A 13,470-nucleotide genomic window follows, 5' to 3' on the forward strand; every position below is an offset into this window, starting at 1 on the left:
CTGCAGCACGTCGAGGAGGACGGATGCTCACGCTCGGATCCAGCAGCATCACGATCGTCGTGGTCATCGCCGTCGTGGCGCTGGCCGCCCTGGTGTGCGCGGCCGCCCTGCGCAGGCAGGTGCTGGCGGCGCCCGAGGGGTCCCCGGGCATGCAGGACATCGCCCACGGCGTGCAGGAGGGGGCGTCCGCGTACCTGAACCGCCAGTTCCGCACCCTGGCGCTGTTCGCCGTCGTCGTGTTCGCGCTGCTGTTCCTGCTGCCCGGCGACGGCGGGGTGCGGGTCGGCCGGTCCGTCGCGTTCCTCGTGGGTGCCGGCTTCTCCGCGGCGATCGGGTACCTCGGCATGTGGCTCGCCGTCCGCGCCAACGTGCGCGTCGCGGCGGCCGCCACCCGGCCCGACGGCCGGTCGGCCGGCGCGCGCATCGCGTTCCGCACCGGCGGCGTGGTCGGCATGTCCGTGGTCGGCCTCGGCCTGCTGGGCGCCGCGCTCGTCGTGCTCGTCTACCGGTCCGACGCTCCCGCGGTGCTGGAGGGCTTCGGCTTCGGCGCCGCGCTGCTGGCGATGTTCATGCGCGTCGGCGGCGGCATCTTCACCAAGGCTGCCGACGTCGGGGCGGACCTCGTCGGCAAGGTCGAGCAGGGCATCCCCGAGGACGACCCACGCAACGCCGCCACCATCGCCGACAACGTGGGCGACAACGTCGGCGACTGCGCCGGCATGGCCGCCGACCTCTTCGAGTCCTACGCCGTCACCCTCGTGGCCGCCCTCATCCTCGGCAAGGCCGCCATGGGCGAGCAGGGCCTCGTCTTCCCGCTGATCGTCACCGCGATCGGCGCGTTCGTCGCGCTGCTCGGCGTGCTCGTCACCCGGGTGCGCGGCAACGAGAACGGGCTCGCCGCCATCAACCGCGGCTTCTACCTGTCGGCCGTCGTGGGCGCGATCCTCGCCGCGATCGCCGCGTTCGTGTACCTGCCCGGCTCCTTCGACCAGCTCGCCGGCACCGCCGACCTCGGCGACGTCACCGCCGACCCGCGCGTCGTCGCGTCGCTCGCCGTCGTCATCGGCGTCGTGCTCGCCGGCGTCATCCTGTGGATCACCGGCTACTTCACGGGCACCACGTCCAAGCCGACGCTGCACGTGGCCGCGACGTCGCGCACCGGCGCCGCGACCGTCGTGCTGTCCGGCATCGGGGTGGGCTTCGAGTCCGCCGTCTACACCGCGGGCATCGTCGCCGCCGCGATCTGCGGCGTCTTCCTGCTGGCCGGCGGGTCCCTCTGGCTCGCGCTGTTCCTCGTGGCGCTCGCGGGCTGCGGCCTGCTCACCACGGTCGGCGTGATCGTCGCCATGGACACCTTCGGCCCCGTCAGCGACAACGCGCAGGGCATCGCGGAGATGTCCGGCGAGGTCGACGACGAGGGCGCGCAGATCCTCACCGACCTGGACGCCGTCGGCAACACCACGAAGGCCATCACCAAGGGCATCGCGATCGCGACGGCCGTGCTCGCGGCCACGGCCCTGTTCGGCTCGTACGCCGATGCCGTGGAGGGCGCGCTCGCGGACGTCGCGGAGATGGGCGGCGGGCTGGTGCCCGCGATGCTCAGCTTCGAGATCATCTCGCCGGTGACCCTGGTGGGTGTGATCCTCGGCGCGGCGACCGTGTTCCTGTTCTCCGGGCTCGCGATCGACGCCGTGACCCGCGCCGCCGGCGCGATCGTCTTCGAGGTGCGCCGCCAGTTCCGCGAGCACCCCGGCATCATGACGTACGACGAGCGCCCCGAGTACGGCAAGGTCGTGGACATCTGCACCAAGGACTCGCTGCGCGAGCTCGCGACGCCCGGTCTGCTCGCGGCGTTCGCGCCCATCGCGGTCGGCTTCGGCCTCGGCGTCGGCCCGCTGGCCGGGTTCCTCGCCGGCGCCATCGGCGCGGGCGTGCTCATGGCCGTCTTCCTCGCCAACTCCGGCGGCGCCTGGGACAACGCGAAGAAGATCGTGGAGGACGGCGCCTACGGCGGCAAGGGCTCGGAGGCGCACGAGGCGACGATCATCGGCGACACCGTCGGCGACCCGTTCAAGGACACCGCGGGCCCGGCGATCAACCCCCTCATCAAGGTGATGAACCTGGTCTCCGTGCTCATCGCGCCGGCCGTGGTGATGATGAGCGTGCCGGCCGACGCCAACCACGGGGTCCGCATCGCCATCGCCGTGGCGGCCGCCGCCGTCGCCTTCGGCGCGGTCGTCGTCTCCCGGCTGCGCGCCGCCCGGGTGGACCGCGAGCAGGCCACGGAGGCCCTCCGCGTCTGACCCGAGCCCGCTGTGGGTACGACGATGGCGTCCGATCAGGCCTGATCGGACGCCATCGTCGTACCCACAGCACTGCGGGGCGTGGCTACGCGCCGGTGCGGCCGTCGATGCACTCGCGGAGCAGGTCGGCGTGCCCGGCATGGCGGGCGTACTCCTCGACGAGGTGCTCGAGGATGTCGCGCACGGGCACCTGCCGACCGCGGTGCTCGACCGTCCGGCCCATGTCCGCGTCGGTCTGCGTGGCGAGCCACGCGTCCGCGGCCTCCGTCTCGCGCCGCCAGGTGGCCCAGGCCTCCTCGACGACGGCCGGGTCCGCGACGGCACCGTCGAAGACCGCGTCGGGCGCGCTGTCGGCGTCGTAGAGCATCGGCAGGTGCGCGTCGCCCTGCAGCACGCGGCGGAACCACATGTGCTCCACCCCCGCCAGGTGCCGCAGGAGCCCCAGCAGGCAGAGGGTGGACGGCGGCACGGAACGGCGGGCGAGCTGCTCGGCGTCGAGTCCCTCGCACTTCATCGCGATCGTCTCGCGGTACGACTTGAGGTAGTACCAGTGGGTCTGCAGCTCGCCGACGGGCTCGGCCCACCGCTCGCGGGGGTCCTGGGCGGGGTCCGTCCCCGCGTCGGGGGCCTGTCGCTGCGTCGCGTCGCTCATGCGCACATCCCAGCCGTCGACAGGGGCGGGGCGCAAGCCGATACCCGCCGGGGTGGCTACTGGCCGGTGCGGCCGTCCAGGCACTCGCGCAGCAGGTCGACGTGGCCCATGTGCCGGGCGTATTCCTCGAGCAGGTGGAGCAGCACGTCGCGGGCCTCGACGGTCGCGCCGTCGAACGGGACCTCGCGGTCCAGGTCCTCGCCGACCATCCAGTCGTCGGAGGCCTCCACGGCGGCGTGCCACGCGCCCCAGGCCTCCGCGACGCACGTCTCGTCCGGCAGGGCCCCGTCGAAGTCGACGTCGGGGTAGCCGGGCATCTCGAACGGGCCGTGGCCGGGCTTGCCCTGCAGCACGCGGTGGAACCAGTAGTGCTCCACGTTCGCCAGGTGGCGCACGAGGCCGAGCAGGGACAGGGACGACGGTGGCACCGCCCGCCGCGCCATCTGCGACGCGTCCAGCCCCTCGCACTTGAGCACCAGGGTCATGCGGTACCGGCACAGGTACTCCCAGACGGTCTCCTTCTCGCCCACAGGGTCGACGCCGGTCACGCGCGGGTCGTGCTGGGGGTCGACCCACATACCGGGAGCAGTTCGTGTCACGCGCAAAATGTGGCCGAACAGCGGCGTCGGGTCAAGCCTCGACCGGCGCCGGGTACTCTTCGCGGACATGGGAGCGAGACGGACGAGGCGGGGCTCCCGCCGGCGTCGTCCACCGCGCTGGCACGCCCGGCCGCTGCCCCGGGTGCTGGCCCGGCCCCCGGTGCTCACGGCGAGCGGGGCGCTGGCGCTCGCCCTGGGTCTTGGCGCGGGGCTCGCGGCGGGTGCCGTCGCCGGCCCCGATGCCGGGCACCAGGGCGCGGTCGCGCCGGCGTCGTGCGCCGAGGCGAAGGACGCGTGGGCGCGCGCGGCGCAGGCGCAGCTGCGGCTGTCGGCCGACGAGCCGGCGACGCTGCAGCGCGGGTTCCGCGACGCGCGCGACGCCCTGTCCGCCGTCCGGCCCCCGGCCGCGGTCGCGGACGACTGGGACGTCGTGCTCGGATACCTCTCCGCGGTCACCGACGCCGTGGAGGAGGAGGTCGCCGGCGCCCACGGCGCCGGGCAGGACCCGGAGGCGGTGGCGGCCGCCGTCGCGAGCGCGATGGGCGACCTGGACACGACGGCGATGACCGCGGCGTCCGGACGGATCACGGCCTTCCTCAAGGAGGACTGCGGGGCGGCCGGCGACGGCGCCTGAGCAGGACGACTTTCCCTCGCGCGGGCGCGTGGTTCACCATATAGGGATGCATCGGCCCCGCCAGTCCCTCCGTCGCCCGTCGACGCTCGCCGCCCTCGTCGGCCTGGTGAGCGTCGCCGCCCTCGCCGGGGCGTGCGGCGGACCGGCCGAGGACGCCGAGCCCCTCGCCGAGCCGGCCCCCGCCGTCTCCGTCCCCGGGGACCTGACGATGAGCGGTGCGGGCGGCGAGGAGACCACGAAGTCCGCGGCGGCGACCGACGACGAGGGCACCGGGAGCGAGAGCGACGCCGAGGCGTCCGAGAGCCCGTCCGCGTCGCCGAGCCCCGACGCCGAGGGCGAGGACGTCGACCCCGAGCGCTGCGCCCTGATGCAGGAGGCGTGGTCGTCGACGAACCGGGCGCTCGTCCAGCTCGACGCCAGCGCCGGCCACCCGCGGACCCTCGTGGAGAGCTTCCGCGCCGGGAACCGGGCCATGACGTCCGCGGAGCCGACGGAGGGCGTCGCGACGGCCTGGGGCACCATGTCCGACTACCTGGGCGCCGCGGTGGACGCCTTCGAGGACGTCGACGAGGACGACGCCGACGCCGTGAGCAGCGCGATGGCGGACGCCGTCACCGCGGACGACACGGCCGAGGCCGCGGCCGCCGGCCAGGAGGTCACCGAGTACCTCGCGACGACGTGCTCCGCGGGGTGACCGGCCCCGTCCCGCCCGGGCGGCACGCCGACGCCTCCGGGGACGGTGCGGACCTCGCCGGCCGGCTGCGTGCCGACCTCCACGACGCGGCGTTCACCGTCGACGGCGTCGGCGACCTGCTGGGCGACGTCGCCTCGGCCGCGCTGCACCGCGAGCAGACCGTGCCGGCCGAGCGCGTCCTCGCCGCGCTCGACCCGGCGGCCGAGCCCCGCGCCGCGCTGACCACGCTGTTCCTCCTCGGCGGGGCCGTGCCGCGCGGCGCGCTCGACCGGGCGCTGGGCCGCCTCGGCACGGCCGGCGCGGAGCGTCTCGGCCTCGTCCGCGCCGCCGGCGGCGGCCGCGAGGACGCCGTGCGCGCCGCCGTCGACCTGCGGCCCTACGCCGCCGAGGACGCCGGCGGATCGGTGTCGTGGTGGCTCGCGAGCGACCTCGGCGAGCTCGCCACCGGGGGCCGGCTGGCGACCGACCACGTGCTCGGCGCCGGCGGCGCCTCGACCACCCTGGCGCAGGTGACGATGCGGGCCCCGGTGCACCGGGTGCTGGACCTCGGCACCGGGGGCGGCATCCAGGCCATGCACGCGGCGCGGCACACGCGGCACGTCGTGGGCACCGACGTCTCCGCCCGCGCGCTCGACTTCGCCCGGTTCAACCTGGTGCTGAACCGCCCCGGGCCGCCCGACGGCGTCGAGCCCGACGTCGATCTGCGGCTCGGGTCGATGCTCGAGCCGGTCGCGGGGGAGCGGTTCGACCTCGTGGTGTCCAACCCCCCGTTCGTGATCACCCCGCGCTCGGGCGACGCGGGCCGTGCCGTCGCGGACGCGCTGGGCGACTACGAGTACCGCGACGGCGGGCGCGCGGGCGACGACGTCGTGCGCGACCTGGTCACCGGCGTCGGGCAGGTGCTGGCCCCCGGTGGCGTCGCCCAGATGCTCGGGAACTGGGAGCACCGTCGCGGGGAGCCGTGGACGGAGCGCGTGGGCTCCTGGCTCGACGCCGCGGGGCTGGACGGCTGGGTCGTCCAGCGGGAGGTGCTGGACCCGGCGGAGTACGCGGAGACATGGATCCGGGACGGCGGCACCACCCCGGGCCGCGAGCCCGAGGCGTGGGCGGCGGCGTACCGCGCCTGGTTGGACGACTTCGCCGCGCGCGACGTCGAGGGCGTCGGGTTCGGCGTCGTGACCCTGCGCCGCCCGACCGGCGGCGCCCGGCCGACGCTGCGCCGCCTCGAGGAGCACACCGGATCGGTGCGCCAGCCGCTGGGCGCCCACCTGGCGGCGTCGCTCGCCGCCCACGACTGGCTGGCCGCGCGGGACGACGACGCGCTGGGCGCGGAGCACCTGGTGGTGGCCGCCGACGTCACCGAGGAGCGGTACCTCACCCCCGGGTCTCCCGACCCGAACGTCGTCGTGGTGCGCCAGGGCGACGGGTTCGGGCGCGGCGTGCACGCCTCGACCGGCCTCGCGGCGTTCGTCGGCGCGTGCGACGGCGAGCTCGCCGTCGGACAGATCGTCGGGGCGATCGCGGCGCTGTTCGACGTCCCCGCCGCGGACCTGCGGGCCGAGCTGTTCCCCGCCGTGCGCGGTCTGGTCCGGGACGGGTTCCTGCGCCCCGGCTCCTGACCGGCCCGCGGGGTGACTCTCGTCACGACGGGGAGATCTCCCCGTGAGAAGGCGAGGCACGATCGGCGCAGGTCAGGAAGGATGGGCCCCATGCGTATCCGACAGACCATGACCCGTGCCGCCGCCGTCTCGGCGAGCGCCCTCCTCGTCGTGGGCCTCGCAGCCTGCGGCGGCGGCTCGGACGACTCGTCCACCGACACCGGCGACGCCGCGAGCCGGACCGAGGAGCAGACCGAGGGCGAGGGTGAGGGCGACTCCCAGGCGAGCGCCGGCGACATCTGCGAGGCCACGGACGTCCTGACGGAGATGTCCTCCACGATGGCCGACGTCGACCCCAACGACCTGCAGGCCACGCTCGACCAGCTCGAGGAGCTGACGGCCACGGTGGAGGGCGTCGAGGCGCCCGCCGAGGTCGCCGACGACTGGGGCACCATGGCGACGTCCCTGCGGGGCGTCACCGACAGCCTCCAGGGCGCCGTCGACGACCCGACCGACACGGAGGCCATGACCAAGGTGTCCGAGGCGATGTCGTCGCTCTCCGACGAGTCGTTCCAGGAGGCCGGGCAGGCCGTGAGCACGTACACCGCCGAGAACTGCTGACCCACGACCCGCGCCACCAGGGGGTGCCGTCCCGACGAGGGACGGCACCCCCTGGTCGTTCAGTCGGTCAGGTACATGTTGGCCCAGGCGCTGACGATGCGCGCCGCCCGCTGCGCCTGACCCGGCCGGGTCAGCAGGTGGTCCGAGCCGTCGAGCGCCACGAAGCTGCGGGGGTGCCGGGCGGCCGCGAAGATCTTGCTGGCGTTGTCGATCCCGACGGTGTTGTCGGTCGGCGAGTGCATGATCAGCAGCGGCAGCCCCAGGTCGCCGATCCGGTGCTCCAGGTCGGCCTCGCGCACGTCCTCCACCATGCCGCGCTTGAGGTTCAACCGCTTGCCGCCCACGCGCCACTCCGCCACGCCCTCGGCGAGCACCTGGTCCACCAGGTCGTCGTAGTGGTGCTCGGCGTGGCTCGGGTCGAACGGCGCGCACACCGAGGCCACCGCCTTCACGCCCGGGGCGTCGGGCGCCGCCGCGATCGCCGCCGCCCCGCCCCACGAGTGACCGACCAGCAGGTCGGCCGGGGTGCCGCGCCGCGCCATGAACTCGCACGCGCGTACCGTGTCGGCCACCTTGACGGTGAAGGAGCCGTCGCCCCAGTCGCCCTCCGAGCCGCCCAGGCCCAGGTTGTCGAACCGCAGCATGCCGATGCCCTCGGCCGCGAGCTGCTTGCAGATGCGCGCCGCCGCCGGGGAGTCCTTGCCCAGAGTGAACCCGTGGGCGAACACGCCCCAGCCGCGGACCTCGCCCTCGGGCTCGTCGACCAGGCCCGCCAGCCGCGGGCCGGTGCTGCTCGTGAAGGTCACGTGTTCCGCCATGGTCCCCCCGGGTCGTGTCGGTGCGTCGCTGGGCAGTCTGACACCTGCGCCTCAGCCGATGATCACGGCCGACTCGGGCCGCCGGTACATCCGCCTCCGCTCGCGCAGCGCCAGCCCCGTGCCCAGCGTGATCGGGCCCAGCCGGCCGAGGAACATCAGCACGACGAGCATCGTCTGGTGCCACGGCTCCAGGTCTGCGGTGATGCCCGTGGACAGGCCGGTCGTCGTGAACGCGGAGATCACCTCGAACAGCACCCGGTCGAGCGGGATGACGCTCGCCGGCACCGAGACCGTGATCGCCAGCGTCGGGACGACGATCGCCCCGACACCGAGCAGCGCCACGGTCATCGCCTGACGCTGCGTGGTGAGGGACAGCCGGCGGTCGAAGAGGGTGACGTCGGGGTCGCCGCGCAGCTCCGACCAGATGACGAACGCCAGCACCGCGAACGTGCCGATCTTGATGCCGCCCGCCGTGCCGGCGCTGCCCCCGCCGATGAACATCAGCATGTCCGTGAAGAACCACGACCCGTGGTTGAGCTGCGACGTGTCGACCGAGTTGAAGCCGGCGGTGCGCGGCATGACGGCCTGGGTGAACGCGGCGAGCACCTTGCCGGGCGGGTCCAGCGGCCCGAACGTCGCCGGGTTGCGCCACTCCACCGTGAGGAAGAAGACGGTGCCGACCACGAGGAGCACCGCCGTCGCCGAGAGCGTCAGCCGCGTGTGCACGCTCCACCGCGAGGGCTGGGACAGGAACGAGCGCGTGCCGGGGGAGCGTCGCGTCCGGTGCAGCCGCCACAGCTCCAGCAGCACGGGGAACCCGACGCCGCCGACGATGACGGCGAGGCAGATCGGCAGGCACACCCACGGGTCGGTCACGAACCGCATCAGCGAGTCGCCGTAGATCGAGAAGCCCGCGTTGTTGAACGCGGACACCGAGTGGAAGACGCCGGACCACACCGCGTGCCCGAGGCTCTCGCCGTAGGTCACCGTCAGGCGCACCGCCAGGACGACGGCGACGACCGCCTCCGCCACGAGGGTGAACCGCAGCGCGCCCAGCATGACCTGCTTCACGTCGCCGAGGCTCACGGAGTGGGTGGACTCCGCGGCCACCAGGCGGGTGCGCAGGCCGAGCCGCCGGGACAGCAGCAGGCCGAGCAGGGACGCCACGGTCATGACGCCGAAGCCGCCGATCTGGATCAGGACGACGATCACCGCCTGGCCGAACGGCGTCCAGAAGGTCTGGGTGTCGACCACGATCAGCCCCGTCACGCACGTCGCCGACGCCGCGGTGAACAGCGCCTCGACGAAGCTCGCCCGCTGACCCGTCGACGCCACGGGGAGGCTGAGCAGCAGCGTGCCGGTGGCGATGGTCGCCAGGAAGGCGAGGGTGATCACCTGAGCCGGACGGCGGCGGATGCTGGCCGGGGAGGCCTGCTGGGTCGGGGAACGGCGGGCGAGGAGCCGCCGCAACCAGGGGACGAGGCGCACGAGGACCCAGTGTGGCACCACGGGCCGCCCGGGGCGCGACACGCCGCTTGAGCGTGGCGACGACCACCGCCCGGGCATTGCACAGGGGCCACACGGATCGGTCACACCCGGGCGGTAGGTTGACGTCGTGACCGCCGCGACCCGCACGCCTCCGATGCCGTCCCCGGACCGGGGACCGGCGGGCGCCGGCGCGCCGATCCTGCCGGTCGGCGCGTGGCGCGAGGGGGTCCTCCCGCCTCCGCCGCGCCCCCGCCGCGGTGCGCTCGCCGTGGCCGGGGTCGTCGCGGCGCTCGCCGCCGTCGGCGTGTGGCTCACCTGGCGGGTGTTCGTCACCACGGAGGCCGGGCAGCAGGTCGACGACATGGCGTGGTGGGGTGCCGCCCACGGTCAGGGCCGGCTGTGGTCGGTGGCGGAACCCGTGCTCGACGTCGTCTCCGTGGCGTTCGTCGTCGCGGGGGTGGTGGCGGCCGTGGCGATGGCGGCCGCCCGGCGCCGGTGGTTCCTCACCGTGCAGGTCGTCGTGCTGGTCGGGGGAGCCAACGTCACCACGCAGGTGCTCAAGAAGGCCGTCCTCGACCGGCCCGACCTGCTCGACGGGTGGAACGGGGCCAACACGCTGCCCAGCGGGCACACCACGGTGGCCGCGTCGGTCTCGGCCGCGATGCTCATGGCCGCGCCGCGGGCGTGGCGGCCCGTCGTCGCGCTGCTCGGAGCGGCCTACACGGCCGCCACGGGCGTGTCGACGCTCGTGGGCCAGTGGCACCGCCCGTCCGACGTCGTGGCGGCGCTGCTGGTCGTGCTGGCGTGGGGCGCGCTGGTGTGCGCCGTCACGGCCGGGTCGGCGCTCGACCGCCCGGGGCGCCCGGGCGACACGTTCGCGTCCCCGGGCTCGTCGGTGCTGGCGGGGCTGGCGCTGCTCGGGGGGTCCCTCGGCGCGCTCGTCTCGGTCGGCGGCGTCGCCGGCACGGGATGGCCGCTGCCCCTGTCGCCCGACCTCACCGCGTACGCCGCCGGTGTCGTGGCGGTGCTCTCGGCCACCGCGGTCGTCTTCGCCCTGCTGCTGCTGGTGCGGCAGGCCACCGCCCGGCCGCGCGACCCGGCGCGGTCCACGGGCTGACGCTCGGCGCGCCCCGCCGGGCGGCATCTCGGTAGAGTGCCGCCGTCGCACGGCCTTCTCCGCCGTACCGTGTCGGCTCTCGTCATGTCGTACCGTGACAGGAACCGGCCGGTCGGACGCCCTACGCACCACGGAAAGCAGGAACGGATGCCCCAGGCACGCAAGCTCGTGATCGTCGAGTCGCCCACCAAGGCTCGCAAGATCCAGGGCTACCTCGGCGACGAGTACGAGGTCGAGGCGAGCGTCGGGCACATCCGTGACCTTCCCCAGCCGTCCGAGCTGCCCGCCGAGATGAAGAAGGGGCCGTACAAGAAGTTCGCGGTCGACGTCGACAACGGGTTCGACCCCTACTACGTGGTGCACGCGGACAAGAAGTCGAAGGTCCGCGAGCTGAAGTCCGCGCTCAAGGACGCCGACGAGCTCTACCTCGCCACGGACGAGGACCGCGAGGGCGAGGCCATCGCGTGGCACCTCATCCAGGAGCTCAAGCCCAAGGTCCCCGTCAAGCGGATGGTGTTCCACGAGATCACGCGCGAGGCCATCGCCCGCGCGCTGGAGAACACCCGCGAGCTCGACATCGACCTCGTCGACGCCCAGGAGACCCGCCGCATCCTGGACCGCCTGTACGGCTACGAGGTGTCCCCGGTGCTGTGGCGCAAGGTGCGCCAGGGGCTGTCGGCCGGCCGCGTGCAGTCCGTCGCGACGCGGCTGGTCGTGGAGCGCGAGCGGGAGCGGATGGCGTTCATCACCGCGGACTACTGGGACGTGTCCGGGCAGTTCGCCCCGACCGCCGGCGACGAACCGGGGTCCCCGCGAGTCCCCGGAGCGGAGCGAGGAGACTCGTGGGGTGGGGGCGCGGGCCAGGCCTTCCGCGCCCGGCTCACCGCGCTCGACGACGAGCGCGTCGCCGCGGGCCGCGACTTCGACGACCGCGGCCGGCTCAAGGCGACCACCGGCGTCGTCCGGCTGGACGAGGCGTCCGCGCACGCCGTCGTCGCCGGCCTCGCCGAGGCGTCGTTCGCCGTCCGCTCCCTGGAGACCAAGCCGTACTCGCGCAAGCCCGCCGCGCCGTTCACCACCTCCACGCTGCAGCAGGAGGCCTCCCGCAAGCTGCGGATGAGCTCGCGGCAGACGATGCGCACCGCGCAGGCGCTGTACGAGAACGGCTACATCACCTACATGCGGACCGACTCGCCCACGCTGTCGGCCGAGGCCACGGACGCCGCCCGCCGCCAGGCGGCCGAGCTGTACGGTGCCGAGTACGTGCCGGGCTCGCCGCGCCTGTACGCGCCGAAGAACAAGGGCGCGCAGGAGGCGCACGAGGCGATCCGCCCCGCCGGCGACGAGTTCCGCACCCCGGCGCAGGTGGCGCGGGAGATCTCCGGCGACCAGTTCAAGCTGTACGAGCTGGTCTGGAAGCGCACGGTCGCCTCGCAGATGGCGGACGCCAAGGGGTCGACGGCGTCCGTGCGCCTCGCCGCGACGCTGTCCGCCGACGCCGGGGACCTCGCGGGCCGTGACGCCGTCTTCTCCGCGTCCGGCACCGTCATCACGTTCCGCGGTTTCCTCGCCGCGTACGAGGAGGGGACGGACGTCGCGGAGGGCCGTGAGCAGTCGGCCAAGGAGACCCGCCTGCCGCGGATGGCCGAGGGCGACCGGCTGCGCGGCGACGAGCTGACCGCCGAGGGCCACTCCACCACGCCGCCCGCCCGGTACACGGAGGCGTCGCTCGTCAAGGCGCTGGAGGAGCTCGGCATCGGGCGCCCCTCCACCTACGCCGCGACCATCTCCACCATCCAGGACCGCGGCTACGTGCGCACCAAGGGGCAGGCGCTCGTGCCGACCTGGCTCGCGTTCGCCGTCATCAAGCTCCTGGAGGAGCACTTCCGCTGGCTGGTGGACTACGACTTCACCGCCGAGATGGAGGCCGACCTCGACCAGATCGCGGCGGGGGACCGCGAGCGCGTCGCGTGGCTCACCCGCTTCTACTTCGGCGACGGCAGCGGCGACGCCACCGGGTGGGGGCTGCGCGACATCGTCGCGAACCTGGGCGAGATCGACCCGGTCGCGATCAACTCCGTCGAGGTCGGTGAGGGCATCCGGGTCCGTGTGGGGCGCTACGGCCCGTACGTGGAGGACCTGGGCGCCGAGGTCCCCGAGGGCAGCACCCCGCCGCGCGGCTCGATCCCCGAGGACATCGCGCCGGACGAGCTGACCGTCGCCAGGGCACGCGAGCTGCTGGCCGCGGGCGCCGAGGACGGCAAGGTGCTCGGCGTCGACCCGGAGTCCGGGAACGAGATCGTGGCGAAGAACGGCCGGTTCGGCCCGTACGTCACCGAGGTGCTCGACCTGCCGGAGATCGACCCGAGCCTGTCGGCCGCGGCGAAGAAGAAGGCGAAGGCCGCGCAGCCGAAGCCGCGCACCGGTTCGCTGCTGAAGTCGATGTCGCTGGAGACGGTGACGCTCGAGGACGCGCTGAAGATCCTGTCGCTGCCGCGCGTCGTCGGGACCGACCCGGAGTCGGGGGAGCCGATCACGGCGCAGAACGGGCGATACGGGCCGTACCTGAAGAAGGGCACCGACTCGCGCACCATCGGCTCGGAGGAGCAGCTCTTCACGATCACGCTCGACGAGGCGCTGAAGATCTACGCGGAGCCGAAGCGCGGCCGCGGCGGGCGGGCGGCGACGCCGCCCCTGCGCGAGCTCGGGGACGACCCGAACAGCGGTAAGCCGATCGTCGTCAAGGACGGCCGGTTCGGGCCCTACGTGACCGACGGCGAGACCAACCGGACGCTCCCGCGCGACCTCACGCCGGACAGCGTCACGCCCGAGCGCGCGATCGAGCTGCTGGCGGAGAAGCGGGCGCAGGGCCCGGCGAAGAAGCGCAAGGCCCCCGCCCGGAAGCCCGCGGCGAAGAAGACGACGACCAAGAAGTAGCCGCCCCCG

The 13,470-nt window shown here is 74.1% G+C and carries 11 protein-coding genes; 7 read left to right on the plus strand and 4 right to left on the minus strand.

All coding sequences use genetic code 11. The annotated features are described in order from the left end of the window. Nucleotides 1–23: 23 nt before the first annotated feature. Nucleotides 24–2,303, plus strand: a complete 2,280-nt coding sequence (locus EYB28_RS04095) for a sodium-translocating pyrophosphatase (protein WP_166845057.1) — start codon at nucleotides 24–26, stop codon at nucleotides 2,301–2,303. Nucleotides 2,304–2,388: 85 nt separating this feature from the next. On the opposite strand, the gene EYB28_RS04100 is transcribed toward EYB28_RS04095, so the two are convergent. Both EYB28_RS04100 and EYB28_RS04105 read right to left on the minus strand, forming a co-directional pair. Beyond that, nucleotides 2,389–2,955: a DinB family protein gene (locus tag EYB28_RS04100; RefSeq protein ID WP_166845058.1), complete on the minus strand. Its 567-nt coding sequence runs from the start codon at nucleotides 2,953–2,955 to the stop codon at nucleotides 2,389–2,391. 56 nt (nucleotides 2,956–3,011) lie between these two features. Continuing rightward, nucleotides 3,012–3,554 (minus strand): DinB family protein, encoded by a 543-nt coding sequence (locus EYB28_RS04105; protein WP_240930380.1) that lies wholly within the window; start codon nucleotides 3,552–3,554, stop codon nucleotides 3,012–3,014. 67 nt (nucleotides 3,555–3,621) lie between these two features. Here EYB28_RS04105 and EYB28_RS04110 point away from each other — a divergent pair, with 67 nt between their 5' ends. The 4 genes from EYB28_RS04110 (at nucleotide 3,622) to EYB28_RS04125 (ending at nucleotide 7,101) form a co-directional block, all read left to right on the plus strand. Next, the gene (locus EYB28_RS04110) at nucleotides 3,622–4,188 is read left to right on the plus strand and encodes a hypothetical protein (protein WP_166845060.1); all 567 of its coding nucleotides are present in this window, start codon (nucleotides 3,622–3,624) and stop codon (nucleotides 4,186–4,188) included. 46 nt (nucleotides 4,189–4,234) lie between these two features. Then, nucleotides 4,235–4,882, plus strand: coding sequence for a hypothetical protein (locus EYB28_RS04115; protein WP_166845062.1), 648 nt, complete (start codon nucleotides 4,235–4,237; stop codon nucleotides 4,880–4,882). Beyond that, nucleotides 4,879–6,501, plus strand: coding sequence for a methyltransferase (locus EYB28_RS04120; protein ID WP_166845064.1), 1,623 nt, complete (start codon nucleotides 4,879–4,881; stop codon nucleotides 6,499–6,501). Before EYB28_RS04115 ends, EYB28_RS04120 begins: the two co-directional genes overlap by 4 nt. A 90-nt stretch (nucleotides 6,502–6,591) precedes the next feature. Beyond that, nucleotides 6,592–7,101: a hypothetical protein gene (locus EYB28_RS04125; protein ID WP_166845066.1), complete on the plus strand. Its 510-nt coding sequence runs from the start codon at nucleotides 6,592–6,594 to the stop codon at nucleotides 7,099–7,101. 59 nt (nucleotides 7,102–7,160) lie between these two features. Here EYB28_RS04125 and EYB28_RS04130 read toward each other — a convergent pair whose 3' ends face one another. Then, entirely contained in the window at nucleotides 7,161–7,919 is a 759-nt protein-coding gene (locus EYB28_RS04130) for a S9 family peptidase (protein ID WP_166845067.1), read from the minus strand. A gap of 51 nt (nucleotides 7,920–7,970) precedes the next feature. Next, complete coding sequence (locus EYB28_RS04135; protein WP_240930381.1) at nucleotides 7,971–9,407, minus strand: TrkH family potassium uptake protein; 1,437 nt, start codon at nucleotides 9,405–9,407, stop codon at nucleotides 7,971–7,973. A gap of 127 nt (nucleotides 9,408–9,534) precedes the next feature. On the opposite strand from EYB28_RS04135, the gene EYB28_RS04140 reads away from it, so the two are divergent. Together EYB28_RS04140 and topA are read left to right on the plus strand one after the other, a co-directional pair. After that, nucleotides 9,535–10,524: a phosphatase PAP2 family protein gene (locus EYB28_RS04140; protein WP_240930382.1), complete on the plus strand. Its 990-nt coding sequence runs from the start codon at nucleotides 9,535–9,537 to the stop codon at nucleotides 10,522–10,524. 147 nt (nucleotides 10,525–10,671) lie between these two features. Continuing rightward, on the plus strand, nucleotides 10,672–13,461 hold the full coding sequence (gene topA / locus EYB28_RS04145; protein WP_166845071.1) for a type I DNA topoisomerase: 2,790 nt from the start codon (nucleotides 10,672–10,674) through the stop codon (nucleotides 13,459–13,461). Nucleotides 13,462–13,470 lie beyond the last annotated feature (9 nt).

The organism is Isoptericola sp. BMS4 (genome assembly GCF_011634835.1).
GTDB lineage: Bacteria > Actinomycetota > Actinomycetes > Actinomycetales > Cellulomonadaceae > Isoptericola.